This window comes from Streptomyces sp. NPDC058877 (assembly GCF_042742855.1).
Taxonomy (GTDB): domain Bacteria; phylum Actinomycetota; class Actinomycetes; order Streptomycetales; family Streptomycetaceae; genus Streptomyces.
In genome coordinates this window covers 28,420-50,993 of sequence record NZ_JBHYMF010000035.1, presented here as the reverse complement: position 1 = coordinate 50,993, position 22,574 = coordinate 28,420, and the positions used below count along the sequence as shown (strand labels likewise).

The 22,574-nt window shown below is 70.2% G+C and carries 23 protein-coding genes; 1 reads left to right on the top strand and 22 read right to left on the bottom strand.

Annotated elements, in window-relative coordinates:
- The 12 genes from ACFW2Y_RS11485 to ACFW2Y_RS11430 all read right to left on the bottom strand — a co-directional run.
- Positions 1 to 359: IS3 family transposase (locus ACFW2Y_RS11485; protein WP_384876626.1), on the bottom strand; the 359-nt coding region annotated here is incomplete at its 3' end.
- Positions 356 to 667 (bottom strand): transposase, encoded by a 312-nt coding sequence (locus ACFW2Y_RS11480; RefSeq protein WP_073772159.1) that lies wholly within the window; start codon positions 665 to 667, stop codon positions 356 to 358. The genes ACFW2Y_RS11480 and ACFW2Y_RS11485, both read right to left, overlap by 4 nt.
- A gap of 306 nt (positions 668 to 973) precedes the next feature.
- The gene (locus ACFW2Y_RS11475) at positions 974 to 1,669 is read right to left on the bottom strand and encodes a hypothetical protein (protein WP_384876624.1); all 696 of its coding nucleotides are present in this window, start codon (positions 1,667 to 1,669) and stop codon (positions 974 to 976) included.
- Positions 1,670 to 1,748: 79 nt separating this feature from the next.
- Positions 1,749 to 2,192: a hypothetical protein gene (locus tag ACFW2Y_RS11470; RefSeq protein WP_384876622.1), complete on the bottom strand. Its 444-nt coding sequence runs from the start codon at positions 2,190 to 2,192 to the stop codon at positions 1,749 to 1,751.
- A gap of 154 nt (positions 2,193 to 2,346) precedes the next feature.
- The gene (locus ACFW2Y_RS11465) at positions 2,347 to 4,089 is read right to left on the bottom strand and encodes a relaxase/mobilization nuclease domain-containing protein (protein ID WP_384876620.1); all 1,743 of its coding nucleotides are present in this window, start codon (positions 4,087 to 4,089) and stop codon (positions 2,347 to 2,349) included.
- Complete coding sequence (locus tag ACFW2Y_RS11460; RefSeq protein WP_384876618.1) at positions 4,086 to 4,709, bottom strand: hypothetical protein; 624 nt, start codon at positions 4,707 to 4,709, stop codon at positions 4,086 to 4,088. The genes ACFW2Y_RS11465 and ACFW2Y_RS11460 overlap by 4 nt, the downstream gene beginning before the upstream one ends.
- Positions 4,706 to 4,942, bottom strand: a complete 237-nt coding sequence (locus tag ACFW2Y_RS11455; protein WP_384876616.1) for a hypothetical protein — start codon at positions 4,940 to 4,942, stop codon at positions 4,706 to 4,708. Before ACFW2Y_RS11455 ends, ACFW2Y_RS11460 begins: the two co-directional genes overlap by 4 nt.
- A gap of 87 nt (positions 4,943 to 5,029) precedes the next feature.
- Positions 5,030 to 5,221, bottom strand: a complete 192-nt coding sequence (locus tag ACFW2Y_RS11450) for a hypothetical protein (protein ID WP_384876614.1) — start codon at positions 5,219 to 5,221, stop codon at positions 5,030 to 5,032.
- On the bottom strand, positions 5,218 to 6,813 hold the full coding sequence (locus ACFW2Y_RS11445; RefSeq protein ID WP_384876612.1) for a hypothetical protein: 1,596 nt from the start codon (positions 6,811 to 6,813) through the stop codon (positions 5,218 to 5,220). Before ACFW2Y_RS11445 ends, ACFW2Y_RS11450 begins: the two co-directional genes overlap by 4 nt.
- Positions 6,810 to 7,451: a WhiB family transcriptional regulator gene (locus tag ACFW2Y_RS11440; protein ID WP_384876610.1), complete on the bottom strand. Its 642-nt coding sequence runs from the start codon at positions 7,449 to 7,451 to the stop codon at positions 6,810 to 6,812. The genes ACFW2Y_RS11445 and ACFW2Y_RS11440 overlap by 4 nt, the downstream gene beginning before the upstream one ends.
- 151 nt (positions 7,452 to 7,602) lie before the next feature.
- A complete protein-coding gene (locus ACFW2Y_RS11435) occupies positions 7,603 to 8,301 on the bottom strand; it encodes a hypothetical protein (protein ID WP_384876609.1) in 699 nt (232 codons plus the stop codon).
- A 2-nt stretch (positions 8,302 to 8,303) separates the two neighbouring features.
- A complete protein-coding gene (locus ACFW2Y_RS11430) occupies positions 8,304 to 9,194 on the bottom strand; it encodes a helix-turn-helix domain-containing protein (RefSeq protein WP_384876607.1) in 891 nt (296 codons plus the stop codon).
- Between the two features lie 915 nt (positions 9,195 to 10,109).
- Between ACFW2Y_RS11430 and ACFW2Y_RS11425 the strand changes: the two genes are divergently transcribed.
- On the top strand, positions 10,110 to 10,982 hold the full coding sequence (locus ACFW2Y_RS11425; RefSeq protein ID WP_384876606.1) for a helix-turn-helix domain-containing protein: 873 nt from the start codon (positions 10,110 to 10,112) through the stop codon (positions 10,980 to 10,982).
- A gap of 583 nt (positions 10,983 to 11,565) precedes the next feature.
- On the opposite strand, the gene ACFW2Y_RS11420 is transcribed toward ACFW2Y_RS11425, so the two are convergent.
- The 10 genes from ACFW2Y_RS11420 to ACFW2Y_RS11375 all read right to left on the bottom strand — a co-directional run bounded on the left by ACFW2Y_RS11420 (position 11,566) and on the right by ACFW2Y_RS11375 (position 22,555).
- Complete coding sequence (locus tag ACFW2Y_RS11420) at positions 11,566 to 12,195, bottom strand: HAD-IA family hydrolase (protein ID WP_384876604.1); 630 nt, start codon at positions 12,193 to 12,195, stop codon at positions 11,566 to 11,568.
- A 282-nt stretch (positions 12,196 to 12,477) separates the two neighbouring features.
- Positions 12,478 to 13,713 carry an MAB_1171c family putative transporter gene (locus ACFW2Y_RS11415; RefSeq protein ID WP_384876602.1) on the bottom strand — a complete coding sequence of 412 codons (1,236 nt, stop codon included), beginning with the start codon at positions 13,711 to 13,713 and terminating at the stop codon, positions 12,478 to 12,480.
- Positions 13,714 to 13,861: 148 nt separating this feature from the next.
- Positions 13,862 to 14,380 (bottom strand): hypothetical protein, encoded by a 519-nt coding sequence (locus ACFW2Y_RS11410; protein ID WP_384876600.1) that lies wholly within the window; start codon positions 14,378 to 14,380, stop codon positions 13,862 to 13,864.
- A gap of 575 nt (positions 14,381 to 14,955) precedes the next feature.
- Entirely contained in the window at positions 14,956 to 15,882 is a 927-nt protein-coding gene (locus ACFW2Y_RS11405; RefSeq protein WP_384876598.1) for a hypothetical protein, read from the bottom strand.
- Positions 15,879 to 16,463: a DUF6932 family protein gene (locus ACFW2Y_RS11400; RefSeq protein ID WP_384876596.1), complete on the bottom strand. Its 585-nt coding sequence runs from the start codon at positions 16,461 to 16,463 to the stop codon at positions 15,879 to 15,881. Before ACFW2Y_RS11400 ends, ACFW2Y_RS11405 begins: the two co-directional genes overlap by 4 nt.
- 426 nt (positions 16,464 to 16,889) lie before the next feature.
- Positions 16,890 to 17,615, bottom strand: a complete 726-nt coding sequence (locus ACFW2Y_RS11395) for a PIG-L deacetylase family protein (RefSeq protein WP_384876594.1) — start codon at positions 17,613 to 17,615, stop codon at positions 16,890 to 16,892.
- Positions 17,612 to 18,916, bottom strand: coding sequence for a hypothetical protein (locus ACFW2Y_RS11390; protein WP_384876592.1), 1,305 nt, complete (start codon positions 18,914 to 18,916; stop codon positions 17,612 to 17,614). Before ACFW2Y_RS11390 ends, ACFW2Y_RS11395 begins: the two co-directional genes overlap by 4 nt.
- The gene (locus tag ACFW2Y_RS11385; protein WP_384876590.1) at positions 18,913 to 19,935 is read right to left on the bottom strand and encodes an aminoglycoside phosphotransferase family protein; all 1,023 of its coding nucleotides are present in this window, start codon (positions 19,933 to 19,935) and stop codon (positions 18,913 to 18,915) included. Before ACFW2Y_RS11385 ends, ACFW2Y_RS11390 begins: the two co-directional genes overlap by 4 nt.
- Positions 19,932 to 21,470, bottom strand: coding sequence for a Gfo/Idh/MocA family protein (locus tag ACFW2Y_RS11380; RefSeq protein WP_384876588.1), 1,539 nt, complete (start codon positions 21,468 to 21,470; stop codon positions 19,932 to 19,934). Before ACFW2Y_RS11380 ends, ACFW2Y_RS11385 begins: the two co-directional genes overlap by 4 nt.
- Positions 21,467 to 22,555, bottom strand: coding sequence for an LLM class flavin-dependent oxidoreductase (locus ACFW2Y_RS11375; protein ID WP_384876628.1), 1,089 nt, complete (start codon positions 22,553 to 22,555; stop codon positions 21,467 to 21,469). The genes ACFW2Y_RS11380 and ACFW2Y_RS11375 overlap by 4 nt, the downstream gene beginning before the upstream one ends.
- Between the last annotated feature and the right edge of the window lie 19 nt (positions 22,556 to 22,574).

Genomic DNA, 22,574 nt, shown 5'->3' with positions numbered 1-22,574 from the left:
GCGGTGAAGTCGCGGTCGACCAGGTCCGGCGGACGCGGCGCCGACGGTTCCGGAATCGTGGTCCGGCGCCGCCGGCCACGGATGACGCCCTCCAGGCCCAGCTCGGCCATCAGCCGCTCGACGGTGCAGCGGGCCACCCCGTGGCCCTTGCGCCGAAGCGCGCGGGTGATACGGCGGGCGCCGTAGGTGCCGCCCGATTCCGTGTGGACCTCTTCGATCAGCGGCATGAGCTGCTCGTCCCGGAGCCGTCGGGCCGACTTCGGCCGCTTCTTGCGGGCGAAATACGTCGACGGCGACAGCTCCAGCACCCGGCAGACGGGATCGACCCCAAGGCCCCTCTCGCGCAGGTGGTCGATCACCTGCTCGGCCTCGTCCGGGGACGGTCGATCTCCTGGGCAAAAAACACCGAGGCGGCTTTCAGGATCTCGTTCGCCCGCCGCAACTCCGCTACTTCTTTACGGAGTTGCTTGAGCTCGTCCAGCTCGGCGGTGGTGAGCCGGTCGTCCCGCTCGCCGCGGTCGGCCTCGGCCTGGCGGACCCAGCCTCGCAGGGCCTCCTTGTGGATGCCCAGGTCCTTCGCGACGTGCGCGATCGGGCGGCCGGTGGTGCGGACCTCGCGGATCGCGCGCTCGCGCAGTTCGTCCGGATATTTACGGGGTGCTGCCATGGTGCTGGTGGATCTCCTTCGCCAGGACCGTAACCCTGGCATCAGGGACTCCACAAATCTCAGTACAGCTCATCCTTCGCGCGCCAGCCATTTAACGCCTGGCGGCCACCTTCTCGCGCGACGCGCACAGCCCGGCTTCTCCCTATGGGAGGGCCGGGCTTCTTGCTGCTCGCGCCCCGTGCCCAGGCGCCGCCCGGTCAGGGCTGGTCCTGGTGCTGGTCCCGGCGGCATGTGCTGTTGAGCGTGTTGATCAACGCGAGGATGCCCCCGACGAGCAGGTCGGGGGCGTCCGTGGGTTAGTGCCGGTCAGGTGGTCGCTGTGGCCTTGGCGAGGGCCGTGCCGAGGTGGCGGTCGACCAGTGCCGGCGAGCCCGAGACGATCAACAGCAGACTGCCGTCACGGATCGCGGTCTGCTTCACCACGGTGCTCCGTCCTCCGGCGGTGAACGTCAGGAGCTGGCTCCACTGCTCGTCACCGAGACCGTGGGGCGCGGGCAGCTTCCGCGTGGAGACGTCGATCGGGGTCCCACCCGCGACGACCTGATAGCTCGGGCAGCCGGTCATGGCGTCGGAGATCCGGCTTATGCCGTCGGACAGCTTGTTCGCGCTGTCGCTGTACAGCTCCTCCGAGAGTTCGGAGGAGCCGTCGGCGTAGGTGAAGGCGGCCTTCGCCTTGCGCGGGAAGGCGAGCGTGCCGCCGGTCGCCGCGTCGCCGCCCAGCTTGCTCAGGGCCGGGCAGCCGACGACGGTGATGTCGTCGTGCTGGGCGGCGCGCTCCGGCTTGTGCACGTAGCCGCCACCGAGATCGCTCTCGTCGAGCAGGCGCCTCTCCAGGATGTCCGAAGACAGCAGAGCGGCGTTGCGGTCGGAGAGGGCCGGCTTCTCGGAGGGGACGGAGGAGGGGGTGTCGGACTTCGTGTCGGCGGTGGTGCTGGAGCACGCGGACACGGCGAGAAGAGCGGCGGTGATGCCGAGGGCGGTGGTGGCGACGCGAACGCGCATGACGGAACTGACCCCTTGGTGCTAGGCGACGGGTGGTCAGTGCGGGCCCGTGGGCCCGGTGGGGTTGTAGGGGTGGGGGTCAGTGGCCGAGGTGGCGCAGGCAGTCCTCGAACGTGGCATGCGTCGCGTCTGCGGGCCCGGCACTCCGGTTGTACCAGGCGGTGTCGAGGCGGTTCTCCTGCTGCTGGTGGCCCGCCGGGCAGCGCAGCCAGATCTGATCGCGGGTGGACAGGACGAGCCAGTTCCGGTACGCGCCGCACTCGGTGCAGGCGACCATCTCGTCGTCGAGGACGAGCGGCTGCTTCCAGGGCATCATCCTGCCGTCGAGCTGGTCGTGGCTGGGCACCCGCAGGTCCGGCGGAAGGAAGTCGTCCATCGGGGCGGCCTGCTCAGCGGGCTCGGGCTCGGTCGGCGGCCCCCCGATGCCCGGCGGGACCTGGTCCTGCAGCCGCGCCGACATCTCGAAGAATCGGCGCTGCGCCTCGCTGGGCTCCGCCGCCCGGCGGCGTATCCGGTGAAACATCCTGACGTCCTCCTCTGCCTCGTCCTTCTCGCGTCATGATCGTGCCCCACGCCGCCGGGAGGTTCAATTCACAAAGTCTCCAGTGGCCTGGAGGCGGCGGTGGCCCTGTTGCTGGCGGTGTGCTGGCACGGCGGTACGGCATGTGCTGGAGGGTTCACCGGGTCTTTCCGGCGGTGCCCTCCGCGCTGCGACGCCGGCCAGGGGCAGAGGGTCGGGATGCCGCCCGGCTCGTGGGGGACGAGCCGTCTGTTGTGCCGTACGCGGGCAGGTCCGAGGCGTCGGCGGGCAGATCGGCCATCCGCCGCATCCGCCAGACCAGCACGTCGCTCACTGACTCCGCGGTGTCGAGTTCGCGGCGCTCGACCGCGTTGGACAGCAGGGCGGCCGGGTCGTGGCCGGCGGCTTCGGCGTCCGCGATGGTCGCGGCCAAGGCGTACCAGCCGGGTTCGGCGAGGATCTGCTCGGCCAGGGCGGGCAGTGCCTCGCGTAGCACGACCGTCTGTCGCTGGAGCAGGGGCCGGTTCAGGCGCCGGCCTCGCTGGTAGAGCACGCCCAGGGGGTGGGCGGCGGCGGCCTGGTAGGCGGAGCGCAGGTGCTCGGCGGCCCGCGCGGCGGCGACGGCCTGCTGCGCGTGGCCCTTCTTCGCGTGCCAGTGGGCGGCGGTGGTGATCAGGAAGAACAGCATGTCGATGGCCATGGCGGTGGTGGCTCCGTCCTCGCCGCGGCCGAGGGCCGGACCGCCGTGGACGAGGTCGCGGGCGGCCTGGCGCAGGGCGCGGTCGTGCCCTCGCACGGCGCGGACGTGCGAGCGTGAGGCCCGTTCGAACGCGGTGGCGGCGTCACGCAGTTCGCTGCGGGTGTGAGCGGCAGACGTCTTCGCGAGGGCGTCCAGGATCTCGCCGGCCGCGGCGATGTGGGCGGCTGCGACCGCGTCGTCACCGTGCTCGATGACGAGCACGGCCTGCCACGCGGCCGATGCCGCCCGGCGACGGGCGCTAGCCGGGGTGCTCGACCCCGAAGGAGCCGCGTCCTCGCGTCGGGGAGCGGCGGCGTCCTGGGCGTCGCCGGACCAGCGCTCCCGGATACGGGGCAGTGAGAGGTCGGGGGCGAGGCGGGCACCGGGGTAGAACACCGGCTCGCCGTCCTTGTTCCGGTCGTCGGGCAGCGCGACCTTGTACCCGAGGAGGTCCCCGGAGGGCGCGGCGCGCTTGCGGATCAGCAGGCCGGCGTCGGCGAGCCGGTCGAAGAACTCCTCCTCGCTACTCGCCCCGGCCACCGCCCGCCGCACCGTCTCACGGAGTTCTTCGCGGGCGGTGCGCTCACGGCCCTGACGCTCGGCCTTGTGGCGTTCGGCGCTGGTGGGCCGCTGAGCGGCGGTGCCGTCCCCGGGCGCGACCTCGTGAAGGCCGAGTTCCTTCTCGATGAGCCGGGCTTCGGCCTGGGCGCGGGTGCCCGAGCGGAAGTCGTCGGGGCGTCGGCCGTCCTCGGCCACGAGCGTGGCCACGATGTGGATGTGGTCGTCTGCGTGCCGCACGGCGGCCCAGCGGCAGCCGGGCTGTCCGTCGCCGGGGTCGATGCCGGTGGCGGCGACGATCCGGCGGGCGATACCGGCCCATTCCTCGTCCGACAGCGTCCGGTCGCCGGGGTCTGCGCGTACGGAGGTGTGCCACACGTGCTTGGCCGGGCGGGCGTGCCTGGGGAGGGCTTGGACGGGTTGGTCCAGGAGCTGCTGGAGGGCCTTCAGCGTGGCGTTCGGGTCGCGACCGGGGTCGGGGGCCATGCCGTCGAAGGAGGCGACGAGATGCGGGTCGATGTGCTCCTCGTGCTTGCCGGGGCCGTAGAGGTAGGCGAGCAGGCCGATGGTCCGGTCGCCGGGGTTGTTGACGCTGGGGATCATGTTGCCTGCCGCTGTTCGAGGACGGCGGTCGCGGCGGCGTGCACGGCGTCGGCGGCCCGCCGTACGGCCGCGAGGCTTGCCTCCAGCTGAGGGATGGTGGCATCGGCACCGGTATTGAGGGCCTTCGTCATCTGGTTCAGGTTGCTGCCGGCCCAGCCGAGCTTGCGCCGGCTGTCGAACAGCGCGGTCAGGACATCGCGCTCGGTGGCGATCTCTGCGTCCGTTCGATCGAGATCTCGGGCCGCGGCGAGCGCGGCACGAGCGAGGAAGCCGCCGACGGTCAGGTTGCACTGGGCGGCGGCGGAAACGATCAGAGCGCACTCGGCGTCGTTGAAGCGGGTTGTACGCAGGTGACGGCGCTTCTTCTCGGGCGGCTGACGTGGACGCTGACGGGCAGAACGCTCGCGAGGCTCACGATTCGACTTGCGTTCCCCCTCAGGCTTCGATCCGCCCTCGGTCGAAGCCTCCAGGACCTGCGCCCCCCGGTGCAGGTCCTCTCCCGCCCCTTCAGGGGCGGGCTTGGCGGAAGTACTACTTCCGCCCCAACTTGCTCGCCCCGAGACCGAGTTGTGGTCGCGAGCAGGTTCCGGGGTGGTGCCGTTCTGGATCGGGTACGTCATCGGGATTCGGGCCTCGTGGAACGGATGTGGAGCTGGATGGCGGCGGCCAGTCCGAGGACGTCGGCCGGTCCCGCAAGGACGCGGACCGGGCCGTCGGGACGGCCCTGGACGAGCCACTGGCCGGTGGGCACGAGAGCAGCGGCGTGCACGAGCCGCCGACGGACCAGGACGTCCGCCCAGGCGCCGGCCTCGGCGACCGTGGGCTCGGATGACCGAGGAGAAGGCGGAATCACGGCGTACCTCCATAAGCGGGGCGGTGGCCCGGCGCGAGGCCGGGCCACCCATGGCGGATAGGGGCGTTGAGCTGCGTCTTTGCAGGCTCAACCGCACTCGGGGCAGCGCCCGACATGACCGCTGAGGGCCCGGGCCATCCGCTGCTTCGCCGATGCGGCCTGCTTCGCGCTGGACTTCGCCGCCGGACTGCCCTCGTGCCGCTTGGAATGGGCGAGCATGAAGCCGATCTCCCGCTCGAACTGCGTACGCATGCGGGTGAAGTAGTGGCAGGTCTTCATCGGACGGTGCTCCTTGTCGTGGTGACGTCTTCGGTGCGCAGCTCCTGCAAGACCAGGCCGAGCCGGTCGTTCCCGACCCCCGTCAGGCCCTGGCGGCGGATGATCTCGCGCAGCTGCACTCGGGTGATGGCTCCGTTGCCGTCGCGTTCGAGCAAGGCAGGGACATGGGGGCGCACTTCGTGGACGAGCTGGCGCTCGGACTCGCCCAGCTCACGTGCCGGGGGCTGCGACTGCTGGAGGCGGGTCCGGGCCCGCTTCTCCTTCACCTTGGTCCGGGACTTCCGGGTCGGCTTCCGACGGAGTGGGACCTTGTGTCCTCGGTCCTGGGTGGTGTCGGTCCCGGACCGGGGGGTGGTCGGTCCTCGGTCCTGGGTGGTGTCGGTCCCGGACCGGGGGGTGGTCGGTCCTCGGTCCTCGGCGGTGTCGGTCCCGCACTCCGAAGGGCTCGGTCCCCGGTGAGAATCTGGGTCCTGAGCTGCAGCTTCTCGTGCTGGGGCATCGGGACCGGCGGATTCGGTCCTCGGGACCGCGCCGTCTTCGGACGGCTCGGTCCCCGCGAGTGTTTCCGTTTCGCCGCCCGCGGTCCTCGCCCCGGGTTTGACGTCCCGGTCCGCGTTGCAGGGGACCGGTCCCCGAGAAGTCTTCGGTCCTCGGTCCCGGACCGGCTCGTCGGGACCGTGGCCACAGACCGACGCATTCGATGCTGGCTGTGCGGGGACCGTCGCTGCCGCCGTGCCGCTGTCCACAGCGGACCAGGGAGAAGGAAGCGGGACCGTGGCGAGCGCGAGCGCGTGTCGCCGAGCGGCGAGCTGGTCGAGCAGCTGTGCGCGTTGGAGGGGGTCGGTACCCACCGAGGCCCTGTCGATCGCCTTCGACAGACGCCGGGTCAGCCGCCGGCCGCGACGGCTGGCCTGCTGCTCTGGGGTGCGCTCGGCGAGACGGGCAGCGAGAGCGACTGCGCGGGAGGTGGCCCGGTCCCGGGTGATCTGCGCGGCGTCGCGGTCCCGAGCGGCGACGCCCAGCCGAGACAGCAGCCGCTCGCGTGCCTCTCGGCTCAGGACGGCGAGCACCCCGTTTGAGGCGGCGCCGGGGGTGTGAAGACGCAGCTCGATGCCCATGGCGAGGTGCCACAGCATGGCCGCCATGACCGGGCCGACGAAGGCCCGGACGGTACCGCCGATGGGACCGCTCTCGGCATAGGCGGGGATCACCTGCACCCCGGTGATCACCCAGACCAGGGTGCCGGGCAGGCCGGGGGCGCCCTGGGTGGCCAGGTTCTGGCGTGCCATGAGCGCGGTCGCGAACAGGGCCAGTTCCGCGGCGGCGAACATGCCGGCGCGCTCGGCGGTGCCGGCCATGTTGAGGTAGTCGGCCGCGAAGCGCCAGCTCGTGTCGGCGCTGTAGGCGGTGCAGCCCAGGGCAGCGAGGGCGGCGACCTTGACCGCCGGGCCGCCGAGGCGCTTTCGCGGGCGGCTTCCCCGGCGCCGGATCGTCCAGGTGATCAGCACCAGGGCGAAGGCGGCGGGGACGCCGGCGACGAGCAGGAGCGGGAAGTCCAAAGGGGCCCCCAGGGACAGGACGGGGTGGGTCATGCGGCCTTTCCGAAAGAGGCGGACGTCACGGTCGGCGCTGCCTGGCGGGGCACCGGCCGCCGGGTGCCGGGCTTGGCGGATACAGGGCTGCCTACTGCCGGAGCGGTCTTCTTCCGCTTCTTCTTGGGGCGGGGCACATCGTAGGTGCGGTCGCGGTCGAGGACCTTGTTGGCCGATTGCCGGAGGAGGTCACGGGCGTGCTTGGGGCTGATCTGCAGGCCGGCGGCGAGCCGGGCGGGTCGCCAGCCGCGGACGTAGGCGTGGTCGATGACGACCTGGCGCTCGGCCTCGGTCAGGTGGACGTCGCGGCCCAGGAAGAATCCAGTTATGCGCCGGTAGTCGAGGCGCTTGGGCAGCCCGTCGTGCCACGGGCGGCGCTCTGCTTCGGTGAGTCCGCCCCAGATGCCCTCTTTGAGGATGTTCTCCAGGGCGTAGTTGAGGCAGTCGCCGCTCACCGGGCACCAGCCGCACAGCTCCTTCGCCTCGGCGATGGCCTCGTGGTCCCGGGGGAGTGGGAAGAACACGGCGTCGGCGTCCTCGACGTCCATGCCGTGGCACGCCCCACGGGTGTGCCAGCTGGTGTCTGCGATGCCGCGCAGGCCGGAGGCCGGCGCGTCGTGGGTGGTGATGTTGCGCAAGGGGTTCTCCGATGTGCTGCCGCGTCTGCGGGCCAGGGCGGTGCCCGGCGGGCGCGGAGTCGGGTGCGGCGCGGGAGCGTGCGCCGTAGCCGAGGAAGGACGGTGGTGGCCGGTGGCGTAGGGAGCGGGGTGCGCCAGTCATGTACGCCGGTCAGGCCATGGCCGGCTGTTGCGCCTGCTGGGCGGCGGCGAGGTCGATCCGGCCGGGGTGCGGGGTGGCACGCGGGGCGATTCCCCGCACGCCGCTGTCCGGACCGACCCGGCGCCGACGGCAGGGCTCACCGGGCTGCGCCAGGCACCAGCTGCACCGGACGCCGAGAGGATCGGGCAGTCCCTGTGCGACAGCGGCCTCGCGTGCGGCTCGGGCGGGCCGGTAGGGCGCGAGGGCTGCTCGGGCGGCGGGCGGTATACAGGAGCCGATCTCCTGCAGCCGCGCCTTCAGCGCCGGCTCGATCCCGTCGCGACCGCTCGTGATCGCCCGGGCCTGCGCGGGCTGCGCGAGACCGGTGGCGACGGCGCGGCGGGCACCGATCAGCTCGGCGGTCCAGGCGGCCTGGTCGTCCGGGTCGACGGAAGGCGTGGGGTCGGAGTGCCGGGACAGGCGGTCGCGCCGGTAGCTCTCCCAGGGACGGGCCACGTCCGCGGGCAGGATCTGATACGGCGAGGTGCGGATGTGCTGGCGGGCGGCGACGCGGGCGTCCCAGCCGTGCGGAGTGGCCATCGGCACGTCGCCGAGCAGCTCGTGCCACTGGGCGAGCTGGTCGCGGGCCTCGCCCGGGTCGGTGCGGATGGTGCGGGGGTCGAGTCGGCCGATGTAGGCCAGCAGGGCGGCGGTTTCGCGGCGGTCCACGGTCAGCCCTCCGTTCCGGTCGGCTCGTCGAGGGCGGCGAGAAGGGCGGCGGTGTGGGCTTCGGCCCGCGTCATGCCGCCCGGGGCGGCAGGGGCTCCGCCAGGCACGGCGTAGAGGTTCGGACGGCTGGGGGCGTGCTCCCGGGCGACCCAAGAGCGCCAGTCGACAGCCCAGGCATCCGCCGGCCTCGGCTTCAGCGCCGCCCGGTGGGCGCGCCACTTCGCGTCGGCTGCCTGCAGACCGTCCTGGCCGAGGCGGTCGAGGTGCCCCTGCTGGCGGATCCAGGTGTGGGTGGCGGGGTCGACCTGCCACTCGCAAGCCGAGATGACGGCAGCACCACTGCTGTACCTACGGTTCAAAACCGGTTCACTACGGTTCTGTGTGCCGGTTTCCGGTACATCGCTGTGCCGGTTTCCGGTACGGCGGGGTGCCGGTTTCCGCCGGGGCCTGCCGGATTCCGGTACTGCCGGTTTCCGGTCCCTCGCGGGGGATTCCGGTACCTCGCGAGGCCGGATTCCGTACCGCCGCAGGACCGAGATCCGCAGGGCAGAGGCGGCTTCGGGCTCGCCCTCAGGCGCCCGGTCGGCGTCCCTATCCGCGTCCCGCGCGGTCTCTGCCACGGCCTGGGCGGCGAGGGGCAGGCGGTAGACGGTGCTGCGCTGCGGGCCGGTGAGGTCGTCGAGCTGCTCCAGCTCGCCGGCATGGACCAGGCGGTCGATGGCCTCGCGCACCGTGGAGACGGAAGCGCGGGTGCGCTTGGCGAGGCTGGACAGCGAGGCCCAGGAGACGCACTGCTCGTCGGCCACCCGGTCGGCGATCGACAGCAGGACCAGGCGCGCGGTCCCTCGGCTGGAGCTGTGCTCCCACACCCACTCGCGGGCTTCGCTGCTCATCGGCCGCTCCCGGTCACGGGGCGGCTCTGTCGGCTCGCCGAGGCCGGCATGAGGTGCTCCCGCCCGGGGCCCTGAGGCACCGGGGCGGAGATGGTTGCCGCGCAGGCCAGGCGAAAGGGCCTTTTGCGCAGGGCAGGAGACATGCGATACTCCTCGTTGCAGTGTTGCCACGCTGAAGCGCCCCTCGGAAGGACTCAGCGTGGTGATGGTGGGCAACCTCCGCCCTTGCCGGGGCGGACATGCCACTTAGCGTTCGGCGTCCGTGAGTTCCCGCTCTCGGGCGCCGTCGCTGTATGCGGACCTACACGATCTGCCGTGCTCCTCAGGTCCGACGTGCCGGGCAGGGTGCCCGGGGGACGACGAACATACGCACGGACCCGTGTCAAGATCCAGACTTGGTTCTTAAACTCTGTACTGGTTGCAGAGAGTCACGGGATGGCGCGCTCCTGTGCCTATTTGGGAGCGGGGGCTCATGCAGCGTCCGTCCGAGAGTTGCCGCTCTCGGCCTGACGGCCCCTTCTTGCCCCGCCGGGCGTGGCGCCCCTCGGCTGGGTGGCATGCCGGCACACCATGTGGCGTGCAGCTGGCGTGCGCGCATCGCCCCCATCCCCCTCTTTGACGTCATACTGGACATTTGGTGTAGCTTTGAGGTCTCGCGTTCGCCCCGCTGGCTCGGCGCCGAACGTGACGGCCGCTGGTCATCGGTGGTACTCCTGCTGGCCAGGCCGTTTCCTGTGGTGCGTTACGCAGTCGACGACGCGCTGTGCACACAGGAGCCCCCAGGCTGATGCCGTGGAGGGGTGAACCTCGGCCAGCTAGTGCGATACGAGAACGTACGCCAATTGCGAAGCCGTATCAACCCTGGGCTACAGTTACGGTAGACGCCGCCCCATCGCCGCCCCCGCAGGAGTTCATGTGCCACGTCAGTTCGACGGCAGACGCGTTCGCGCTGTCCGGCGAGGCAAGGACCTCCATCAGAAGGAGCTGGCCGAGATGGTGGGCGTCAGCGCCCCCTCGGTCGCGCGATGGGAGAGCGGCCAGGACTTCCCCAAGGGCGAGAAGCTCCCGGCCATCGCGGCTGCACTTGACCAGTCGCTCGACGTCCTTTTCCCCCACGACGGCCCGGTGGACCTGCAGCTCCTGCGCTGCGATGCCGGCCTTAGCGTGGCAGAGGCCGCTGCCATCATTGGTGCGAGCCGCGCGCCAGTGAGTAACGCCGAATCCGGCCGACGCCGCCTCAGCGATGCTTACGTGCAGCCGCTTGCACAGGCATACGGGGTGACCGAGCAGGAGCTGCTGGACGCCCAGAACTGCTCGTTTGGGCTTCGCTCCAGTGCCTCGCGCGACAGGCAGTCGTCAGCGCCCCGCACGGTCGGAGAAAAGATCAACTATCTCTTGGAGTACGGGTACGTCGGTCAGGAAGCGCCCTCTGAGGAGGAAATCGCCCGCCTCGTCAATGAGCATGCGGGCGTGACGGCCGTCACCGCCGACGGCATTGCTGCTCTTCGCGCGGGTGACACGACGGAGGCTTCCGATGTGGTGCGCGCCGGCCTTGCCCATGCTTTCCAGGTCGACATGCCGCTCTTCCAGGACGACGCCCAGGTCGACCCCAAGGTCCGCGAGTTCATGGAGGCGCTCCGCTTCCTCTCCTCGATTCACCGAGGGCAGATCCTTGGCCTGGCGGCCCGCGGTAACAGCCAGGGCCTGTCAGCCGAGATGATGGCCCACATCAACCAGCTCGTCGGCGAGCTCAAGCACAAACTGCCCGAGGCGCACGGCGGGGAGTAACACCGCTCAACGCTCGGGGTCGGGACGGCCACGACGTTTCCGCTCCGCCGACTCGGCGACCATGTGTGGGGCCAGACCGGAGCGGGCTGCTGCGCAGCGGCGGCGGTGGCAACGACAGCGAAGGGATACCTCGACGCCTCCTGCCGAGCCGTCGACGTATCCCTTCCTTGGTCCCCGCCACGGCGCTCCCAGGTCAAGGGCGGAGGCTGCTCTCTCAACGATCGCCGGCACCGTGACCGGCGGCGCCTGTGCGCAACGTCAGGGGTGCGCCGGTCCGCGACAGCCGCTCCCCGAAGGCGTCGTGGCCGGCATCCGGCGATCTTAGGGCGGCCAGCTGCCCGGCGATGCTCGCCCGCGCCTGGACATGATCCACGACGCGGAGGTCCCCGTGCTCGTCGCGTCCGGAGACCATGCGGCCGTGCTTAAGTGGACCTGCGATGCGCTTGCGGCTGCGCTACGCGGCGTGCCCCCAGCGCTGGGCACTTCGTTGCCGGGAACCAGGGTTCGTCGAACGGCTGGAGGGCTTCATACACACGAATGCCGTGTGGTCGCCCTCTTCCCGCAAGCGTGTACGGCTGCCGGACTAAGACGCGGCGAGGTCCACGCCGAGCAGCTCGGAGACAGCAGCCACCGTCTGCCGGGGGTCCTGGTTGTGAACGCCGGCGAGACCGAGCTGCTGTGCTGCCTGGACATACGCTTCGGTGTCGTCGACGAAGATGCACTCCTCGGCCGGCAGATCCATCAGCTTGAGCGTGATCTCGAAGAGCTCGGGGTCGGGCTTGCGCAGCAGGTGCTGCTCGGAGATCACGACGACGTCGTACAGTCGCTCAAGGTCGTAGCCGTCGTACAGGTCCCACGGGGCAAGCCCTACGCTGTTCGACAGGATGCCCACCTTGATCCCGGCCCGCCGCGCTGCAGCAGCCGCATTGATGATCACCGGCTCGGGGCGAAGGCCGCCGAAGATGCGGCCCATCAGGTTGTCGGCAGGCACTCCCAGCATCTTGCCCGCGAATTCGTTCCACTCGGTCTGGGAGACCGCTCCGCGCTCCAGGTCACTGGTGATCCGGACGCCCTCCTCGTCCTTGTACAGGGCAGCGAGGCAGGCACCTTGCGGGAGGCCCTCACGCTGCTCGAACGCGAGCACTGCCGGCAGCAGCGGAGTGGTGAGAACGCCTCCGAAGTCGAGAACGAGGCCCGTGCGGCGGTTGGACATGCGTGAACTCCAGATTGCTGAGACTTCGAACGCCTATCCAGACCGGATAGCGTCACGGCCCGGCTACATGGCGCGACGCAGATAGCTGTGCGTCGCGGGCCGGGATGCACTTACAAGGCGGAGCAAGACCGATCAGTCCGCATGACCCACGGTACCAGCCCAGCCCATTCGGTGGACGGTGCCAAATCTCACCCGCTGACCCGCTCCAGGATCGATGTGTCGCCTATCTTCCCGACCGAGGGGAGAGCAGGCCAAGGGTGAGATGGCGTAACACATTGCTGCCTACCGATGCGGCTCTGATTCCAATCGGCCGACGTTCAGGAGAAGCTCCCGAGCCTGATCCCGGGTGCCGCACGAGTAAGCCGTGCTGACTCTTGCAAGCCAGAGGGCTTCGCTATAAGAGTCAACGAACGGCTTGTCTCTCAGTGGTGTGGTGGCGCAGGCGCTAGCGGGCGTGCTTTCAGCAGATAGGAGCGCGGCTCTAATCCAATAGGCTTCGGCGGCCGGCTCAGGGTCGGAGTGCGAGGCGGTAGTGTCCTCCGCGGCGAACATCAAGTCTTGTGGAGCGTAGTAGCGCAGCTTCTCGCAGGCATCAGCAATATCCTGAGTCCAGCGGTCCAGTCGGACGTCGATGGGGACTCGTATGTGCCTGAGCTCCGCTAGGCGCCGGCCTGGTGGATACAGGCTCGTCCCAGGAAAGGCTTTCACTAGATCGAACCAGAGCGGATGCATTGTGTACAGGGTGCGCCAGGTTTTCCAGCGGGCCATCGCAGCGCGAGTGGTGGGGATGCTCGCTCCTACGGCCACGATCAGGAAGAGCAAGTTCATCCAGATCACCGTGGCATCTATGAGGAGCTGCACCGTGGAACGGCTCAGTGGAAAAGCAACTGCAACCCAAAGGATGGTGATGCGCGCCAACGTGTGGGTAAGCCCCATCCACATCGAAATCCCCATCAAGCGCAGCCCAATGCGCATACTTGTGCTCTCGGCCTGTCGTGCAGCCCTCGTCCACTGGTACCCGCAGACTGCGGTGGTGACAAGCGGGAAGAAGTAGAAGACGGTCATGTAGACCGCGACTCCCCATTGTCCAGCGTGGTCGATCAGGAAGTTCTGACTCGGTGTGCTGCGGTCCACCACGGTGAAGAATAGGACCGTGAGGAGAGCGACGCCGGCCGCACCCGCTGCATAGGAGGCGCGGGCGATCCAGCGAGACACTGCTACGTGTCGGGGCACAGCTGCTTCCGAGCTCCTCCCGTAACTGATGGCGACGTAGGTCAAGGCAGCCATGATCGCCGCAGTGCTGGCGAAGTGCCTCAGGAGGGCACTCAGATCTACCACTGGAATGCGATTGGCCGCATGCATTGCTGCTGGCGTGTAGAGCCACAGTGCTACGGCGAACCCCGCGTAGCCGCCCCAGAGCGCCCGGCGGTGGGCGTCGGCGTACCGGACCGCGGGGAATCGCCATATGACGATGACGGTCATTACCGCCGCGGTTAGGTATTTGAGATAGTCGAACACGTGATTAGTGGGTTTCTGTATCGGCTGCGCGTTATGACGTGCCGGTCGGCGGGTTTATGGCAGTCCTGGAATCGGTGGGTGGAATGTGCGACGATGCGGAATCCGCCCCCTAACGGGCTGCTTCTGTGCGCCGGACGCTTGATCGCGGCTAACGTTGACGCCGCGGAGGAGCGACTGGGTGGGAAAGTGATACCTCCAGGAGGCTGATCATGTCGTCCCCTGCAACGGACTGGCGCCGCGCCAATCGCTTTATCAAAGACGCTGAAAGCTCGGCCTGTCGTTCCTCGGGACTGTGAAAGTCGACACGTCCCTGAACCAGGGGCGAAGGGAACCTCCGGAGTATCTCCTCCCGAATGCGTTCGGGGACGTACCGCTCTATCTCGGCGGCCGTCAAAGAGGTTCCGTGATTCAGCCATTCGTGCACGAGTTCATGGAGGATGATGTGCTCGGTCTGATTTCGACTCGAGCGGCGGCGATAGAGGATTACCGTGAACTCGGGCGCCTTTACTCGCAGGCCGCATGCCGCACCCAGGCCCCTGTCGGGATCATCCAGGGGAACTAGCCGGATCTCGCGGCCCAGTGCGTTCTCCATGTTCTGCACCAGCGCCTCAACGCTGAAAGGGGCAGGTATGGGCAAGTCGGCGAGTAGTCTCTCGCATTCCTTCACGAGGGCGCGTCGTGAAGAGTCCCTGCGCCAACGCATGGTCGCTCCAGTGAGGTTCCGCTGAGATGTTTACAGCCAGCCCCAGTCCCGCTGCTCGTGCATCAGATGCCGGTGATCCGGAGCATGCGCCCGAGGCGTGCGGTGGTCAGCCGACAAGCCGTGCCCATTGATCGTACAAGGCAAAAAACGTGATCTTTGCGGAATAGGGTGTCGTGAAGGTCACGGCGCCTACGGCCTCGATTTCAAGATCGAAATTCGGTAATTGAACTCTGAATTTCGCTGCACGGGGAGGGTTGCACTCGCTCGTGCCGCACGTCTTCCAGAGAGCGCAGCACGATCGCCAGGCCCCGGGGGGCGGGGGCTGGACTGCAGTAGTGGCCCGGCCGATCGCGATCTGCGCGGCGTCGAAGCCGGCGCGGAGGCATGCCTCCTGGAGGGCGGGCTGGGCAGGGCCACTGAGGCTTGGCGGATGAGCTACGAGGTGGCCGTCCAGGGCGGTCTGGAGCCGTACGGGACAGGGGTGCGGATGCATGGAGTGCGGGCGTTCGTGATCGGGTCAGAGCAGCCTGGGGTCGTCATCACCCGATAGGCAGCGAGGTCTGTTCCGCCGCCGGCCCCAGGTAAGTGAACTCGGTCGACCGTGCGATGCCCACCGAGTCGAGCCGTTGCCGGAAGCGGACCCGGAAATGGACGTTGTCCCCGAGTCCGGGATGCATACGTAGCAGCTCCTCGGCGTCCTCGAAACGGACGTTGTACGCGGGGGCGTTCTTGGCGGGGGCGGTCTTGACCTTCACCCAGCCGCTTTCGCGGAGTTCCGTGATGCGACCGGAGATCGTGATCTCCTGGTCCCTGTCCTGTGTCCGCCTGAGCCGTTCCACATGGCATCGACCACGTTCGGTCAGCTGGGCGCGGCGCGTGCCGCCATTGGCGTCGTACCAGGTCAGACCAAGGTCCAGCCGGAACTTGCCGAGGGCTCGGGAGAGCGAGTCCACGGCATCGAAGAGCGATGCCCACTCACGGACGTCGCCTTCGGCCTCCAGCGCCCTCAGTAGTTCGGTGAGCGCGCTCAGTCCTGTGCTAGCCGCTGACGTGGCTGGTACGTCGAGGACGTCCGCTTCCGCGGAAAGCACAGGGACGACCGGTCGGGCATGTACGACGGTGCTGCCCGCCGAGATGCCCGTGACCTCCAGCTGGACCGGGGTGCCGGCGGCGGCCGATACGGCGGCCTCCATTGGTTGCAGGAGCGCGTCGCCCCACTGGAACCGGAGCGCGCCGCCCGCAGTGTCCGGGCCGGTCAGACGGAGCCGGAGCTCCTCGTCGAGGCGGGCGTGCGGGCTGTACTCGCGAGCCGCCGCGAGGCGACCGGCCCGATGATCGGCCTCGATCTCTTCGTCGTCCCGGTCCTCGGTCCCCAGTTCGTCGAGAAGCCGAGACGCCCTCGCCTTCGCCACCGGGTCGCCGCTGAGGAGCGCGCGCCTGCGCACGCGCCAGCTGTCGCCGGTCACAGTCGCACCTCCAGATAGCCGCGTGCCGGGACGGCACTCTGTTCGGACGGTGAGCGGTCCGTCTGGTCGGCCAGCCGACAACGCTGCCACCAGTCGTCCCAAACACCTCTTTCTGTGAAGTATGTCCGCTCTTCCGGGGTGAAGCGCTCCGGCTCGAATACATGGGCAACACGGCGATACCCGATACGGACCGGCGAGACACCGAACTTCTCCCGCATGCTCTGCCGACTCTTGAAAGCGGTGGTCAGCCATTTGGAGCCTGGCCGGCCACGCACCGCACGCTCGGCGTCCGTGTCGATCAAGAGCGTCGCATCGATGTTGCCGGGGTCGCGCTTCGCGCTGACGAAGCTGCCGCCGAGCCACAGCCTATGGATGAGCGACATGCCAGCGAGGGCGTCCGCGTACTGCTCCTCCAGCTCGAGGAACGGGTCGAGGTAGTCGAGCAGCCCGTCCCACAGAGCCCTGCGGGACGTGGAGTCCTCGAATTCCGCCGCGCTGACCAGCATGGACTCGGCCTCGCTGAAGGAGACGGAGTGCCGACCCAGGGGGAGGAATCCGTCGGTGGCGAAGGTGGGCACCACGTGAGGTCCTCTCGTCTGTAGGCAGAGCGTCTTCTGGTCGGGCGGGCTGAGGCGATCCGCATCATCTTGCCGGGAAAGGTTCCGGGGCGTCGAGGCTTTCGCCGATTACCCCACTGATGTGCGTCCGCCGCAGGTGCCGGGTCCCGGTGCGCGAAAGGCAAGGTCGCAGACGTCGCAGGTCTGGAGCGAGTGTCGGACGGACAGCTCCTTGCGGGGGCGGAAGGGCAGTAGAGGCGGGAGCCAGGACGTGAAGTGGTGGGCCAGGAGGGCAACGGGGCGCTGGAGAGGCTTGGGGGCGTCGGTCAGGACGCGATGGACGGCTTCGGCAGGGACGCCCCGTTCGAGCCAGACGGCGACGCCCGGGGCCAGGCGGTCGACGTCCTTGGCCGAGAGGGGCTCCTTGCCGTTGTGCCTGAGAGTTGCCGCTCATCGGGCGTGCCTCTTCTTGGTCGAGTGGTAGCTGGGGCGCTGGAGGGCGGGCGCATCCTCTGTCTCGCGTCTACAGGCGTGGACGATCTGACGGGCGGTGCGGAACATCTCGGCGCCGTGGGCCTGGACGGGGAAGCGTTCGACGACGCGGTGATGCACGTGCTGTCGGTAGGCCAGTTCGGTCAGGCCGCTGAAGACCCTCATGTCGAGCTGCTGCTGGGAGGCGAAGCAGGCCAGTGCCGCCCGCTTGGCGGCCAAGAGGCCAGGGGTGCCGACGAAGTAGAGGTTCGGCTCGAAGTTGCGGCTGTAGGGGGAGCGGAAGTGGATTAGGTCGGCGGCCTCGCGCATCGCGACGGTGGTGGCCTCCTCGCCGGTGACGGCGTGGTCTAGGTGCTGGTCGTCGGGGTAGTGGGTGTAGACGACATCGGGCCGCTCGGCCGCGAAGGCGTCGAACAGGGCCGTGTTGATCGCGCCGCGGTGGTCGGTGAACCGGGTGTCGGGGATCCGAGAGAAGGTGTAGCCGCCGATGCCGAGGATCTTCGCGGCGGCTCGACACTCGTCGCGGCGCGCAGCGCCGTCGTCCATGCCGACGCGCCCAGCGCTCAGGCAGTGAACACGGACGCGGTCGCCGGCGAGGACGTGGTCGCGTATGCGCATGCCCATGGCGAGCTCAGCGTCGTCGGGATGCGCGACGACGACCAGGACGGACCGGGGAGTGGTCAACGGGACTCCTCGTTGGGGCTGATCTGCAGAGCGCTGTGCAGACGGCGGCCGTCGAGGCCCTGCCAGCGGAAGGGCTCGTGCTCGTGGCGGGGCCAGCGCAGGTAGTGGAGGCTGCCGATGGCATCCACTGGTCCGCGGCCGTGCCGGTAGGCGATCTTGGAGGTCTGGCCGCCGTCGAGGTGGAACACTGCCGTCGGGTCGTGGCCGGCCCGCTCGCACAGTTCGGCGGTCTCCTGGACGGTGACGCCCTGGAACGTGGGGGCGAGCGGTGCGCCGTCCAGGACGGTCAGGGTCAGATGCCGGCCGTCGAGGGCGAGCAGGGTGCGGGCGTAGCGGGCGTCGGGGCGGAAGGGGCTTGTGCCCAGACTCTGGTCCCAGGCGGTGGTCAGGCCGGTGGCGGCGTCGGCGGCGGACGGCCCCAGGGAGAGGGCGCTGCCGACGTCGGCGGTGGCGAAGGCGTCGATGGCCGTGACGTTGACGGGCGCGCCGGGGACGAGGTGGTCGGGCCAGGGCCGGTGGCTGCGCAGGACGTAGGCGCCGGCAAACAGGTCGGCGCCGCCGCCGGGGTGCACGGCGGTGATCCGCGCCCCGGCAGGGGTGGGAGCGACGGTGCAGTCGAGGGCAGCCGGATCGCGCGGTGTGGTGTTGGCGGCCGGGTTGACGTCACGGCGAAAGCCCGTGCGGGGGTCGTTGTGGTAGCGGATGCGACAGTTCGCCGCGCCGTACACGGTGAGGTGGCCGGGCGGGGCCGGGTGCGGAGGAGGTTGCTTGGAGCCGGTCCAGGTGTGCGGGTGGCCGGCGACGGTGAGGGTGCCGGTGGCGGGCAGGGTGCGTACGACCAGGCGGCCCTGGTGCATGAGGAGGGCGGGCTTGGTGACGGTGGGCAGGCTGGCGGCGTGGTGGTCTCGGACAGCGAGGTCGAGGCAGGGCTCGGCGGGCTGGTAGTCGGGGTCGTCGGAGATGTAGGCGAAGGCCCCGGAGACTGCGGCGACGACGGGGTCGGCGACGAGCTGGCGCAGGTGGAATCCACATGGAGAGGACACCGGCTGGCACAGGGCGCGGTCCAGGTCGACGGTGAGGGTGTAGGCGTTGGTGAGGCAGCCATAGCTGAGGTCGATCGGACGGGCGGTGAGGACGACGCCCGGTGCGAGGTGGCAGGTCCAGGTCGATGTGGGGCGGGCGAACGGGCTCTGGTCACAGGCCAGCGACTGGATGCTGGGTGCGTGGATGCCGCGGGCGCTCAGTTCGGCGAGCGGGACCAGGTCCGGATGCTCACCGGGAGGGGTGAAGGGGACGTTCATGCCGTCACCGGTCCGGCGGCGGCGTCCAGCAGGTCGGGGACGGTGAACGGTCCGGTGTCCAGCAGTTGGCGCAGGGTGTGGCGCAGCCGGTCGCAGGTGGCGGGCGGGGCGGTCGCCGGGTAGGGGACGGTGCGGGCCTCCAGCCGGTACAGCAGCACTCCGGCGGTCACCGTCGCGAGGAGGTCGTCGCCGCGCCAGGGCCGGGCGGGGCCGGGAGGGGTGTAGGCGTCGAGGAACGCGGAGGCGAGCGGGTGCAGGAGTTCGGGCCGGGCCGCGTGGTGCAGGACCACGTGCGCGAGGAGGTAGGCGAGATCGAACAGCGGCGCGCCCGTGTGCACGTTGTCGAGGTCGACGAACGCGGTGCGGCCCGCCGCGAGGCTGAGGTTCTTCGGGCAGACATCGCCGAGGACCAGTTGCCGGCCGGGCAGGGTGTCCAGGCGGTGGCACGCCTCGTCGAGGGCGCGGTGGCCGCAGGCGCGCAGGCAGTAGCCGTAGGCGTGTTCGGCACGGAAGAGGTCGTCGCCGTCGCCGTCGCCGTCGCGAAGCGGCGGCAGGCCGGCCGTGGCGTGGTGGATGCGGGTCAGGGCGGTGCCCAGGCGCGTGCACTCCTCGACGGTGGCGGCGCGCTGGTCGAGGTGCTCGCGCCAGGTTCGGCCGTCGGGGAAGACGTCGGTCATCACCATGGCGTGCGCCTCGGGCAGGAACGCCAGGACCTTCGGGAAGAGGTCCGGCAACAGGCTGTGGTGGATCGCCAGGGCACGGTGTTCGACCGAGATCAGTGCCGGGTCGGTGGCGATGTGCGCGATGCGTGCGAAGCGGCGACCGCGGATCTTGACGATGACGGTGCCCGCCTCGCCATGGAGGCGGAACACGTGGCTGACGCTTCCGCCGGTGCACGCCTCGATGCGGGCGGGGCGTCCGGTGTGCGGCCGGCAGGCGGCGAGGACCTGGGGCAGGTGCGTGCCGAGGACCGTTCGCAGGTCGGGCTCGGCGTGGTCGGTGGCGAGAAGGCCGGTCATCGCGTGGCTCCCAGGGCGGCGAGGGTGCGCGGGGTCGGGGCCGGGGCTACGGCCGGGTGGAAGTCGAGCACGGCGGGGGCGGCGGGCCGGTCGGCAGCGGACCATCGCCGGGACATCGACAGGTAGGCGCCGGCCATCAGGCGCGCCGGGCGCCGGTGGTCGTCCAGGTCGGAGGCCATCTCCGTGCGGGGTATGTGTCCGGCGAGGTAGGAGAGGAACTCGGTGATGGCGCAGGTGCGTGCCGAGCGCTGGGTCGGGAGCACCGCGGTCTCGCCGCTGCCGTGGACGAGGTCGGCGAAGCCGAGCGCGCGGTGCCGCTGCCAGTCGGGTCGCAGCCGGTTGTTGCGGAAGACGTGGAGTTCGATGTGGTCGGCGCCGCCGGCCGCCTGCCTGTCGATCCCGTCCTCGTTGCCGTGGAGGGTCTGCAGGACGTGCAGGTGCAGGGCTTGGAAGGGCCCTTGCTGGATGATGTGGGTTTCCTGTCCGATCCGGCCGTTGCCCTTGTAGAGGCCGCCGGGTACGGGGTGAAGGGCGCTGCGCTGGGAGAAGGTGGTGTGGGCGAGGTTGTGGCTGCCGAGCGTCAGCACCCGCCCGCGGCTGCGGTAGGCGACGTTGAGGAACACGTCGACCTCGCCGAACCCGGCGGTGAGCCGGTCCAGGTCCTGCCCGGTGTACGGGTTGCGGTCGGCGAAGCCGGGCAGCAGCCGGGCGTGGTCGGCGACGGTGAGCTGGGCGAGGAAGTCTGAGGGCCTGGTGCACGCGGCGTGGACCTCGATCTCGTCGATCTCCTTGCCCGGACGCTCGCCCGCGGCCAGCCACCACGGCACGATGTCGAAGTGGTGGTACCCGGAGTGCGCGGCCTTGCCGTAGCCGCGGTCGAAGCCGTGGTAACCCAGGTCGACGAGTTCGTCCGGCAGCCGCCACTGGCCGTCGCCGTGGCTGGACTGGACGGAGGTGACGGCGCAGTTCGTGGCGTCGGCGACCTCGGCGATCAGCTCCCGCACCCGGCGGAAGGCGGGGTGCCAGCGTCGCTGGCTCAGAACGCTGACCACCATCTGCGGATCGCGCCGTCGTGCCGCCCTGTAGGCGTTCAGCAGGGCGTCGAAGTCGTCGGCGACCGCCTGCGCGGCCTCCGGGTCGGTGGACGCGCCCGGATGCACGGTCAGCGGCTTGTCCAGCAGCACTGGCAGGCCCCGCTCCATCGCCCACAGGGCGTAGGGCAGGTGCACGGACGGTGCGGTCGCCACAACGACCGCGCCGATCCGCTCCCGCTCCACCACGTCCTCCAACACGCGCCGCACCCCGTCGGGCAGGGACCGCCGGGAGACGGGGAACGGCTGGACGGGAACGACGGGCATCCGCCGTGGCCGGCCGGGCGTGCCGTACTCGACTGCGGTGGCAGCCACGTCGGGCAGGTCGGCACCGGTGACGGTGCCGGCGAGGCCCGCGTTCTGCGCGACGGCCAGCGCGGGCAGGTGGTTGAGACGGGTGTGCGGGCCGACCCCGACGACCAGCACGTTCACGGCACCGCTCACCTGCCCACCACCGCGCGGCCGATGCCGGCGCCGAGCAGCGGCAAGACGCCCTCGCCGACCTCGTACGCCTCTTCCAGGTGGGGGAACCCGGACAGGATGAACTCCGTGATGCCGAGATCCGCGTACTCGGCGATCCGGTCGGCGACCTCGCGGTGCGAGCCGACCAGCGCGGTGCCCGCGCCGCCGCGCAGCAGCCCCACCCCCGCCCACACGTTCGGCCACACCTCCAGGTCGGAAGTCCGGCCGCTGTCCCGGAAGGCCGCGTGCAGGCTGCTCTGCCGGGCCTGCCCGGTGGACTGACTGTCGGCCAGAATGGTCTGCACCCGCGCGACGTGCTCCGGGTCGATCCCTGTCAGCAGGCGCTCGGCGGCGGCCCACGCCTGCTCGCTCGTGTCACGGGCGACGACGTGGAACCGGATCCCGAACCGCGGTGCGCTGCGCCCGGCGTCGGCGGCCAGGGCGCGGATGCGGTCCAGCTTGGCCGCGACATTGGCCGGCGGTTCGCCCCAGGTGAGGTAGACGTCCGCGTGCCGGGCGGCGACCGGGGCGGCCTCGGCGGAGGAGCCGCCGAAGTACACGCCGGGCAGCGGGTCGGGAGGCGAGAACACTGCTGCGCCCCGTACGTCGTAGTGCGCACCGGTGAAGTCGAACGGCTCGGGGGCCCAGGCGCCACGCAGGACGGTCAGCCACTCGTCGGTGCGGGTGTAGCGGGCGGCCTTGTCGAGGTGGTCGCCGAAGCGGGCCTGCTCGGCCTTATCGCCGCCGGTGACGATGTTCAGCAGCAGCCGGCCCCGGGTCTGTCGCTGGAACGTCGCGGCCATCTGCGCGGCGAGGGTCGGGGATATCGAGTCCGGGCGCTGTGCGACCAGGAACTTCAGGCGCTCGGTGGCCTGGGCGAGGGCGGCGCAGGTCATCCACGGGTCTTCGTTGAAGGTGCCGGCGGGGGTGAGTATCGCGTCGAAGCCCATGTGCTCGGCGGCCTGTGCGATCTGGGTCAGGTAGGGCAGGTCGGGGGCGCGGTGCCGGTCGGCGCCGGGGCCGGCTGCCGTGGTTGTGTCGTGGCCGGGCCCGTGGACCCCGCGCATTCCGGTGGTCAGGGTGCGG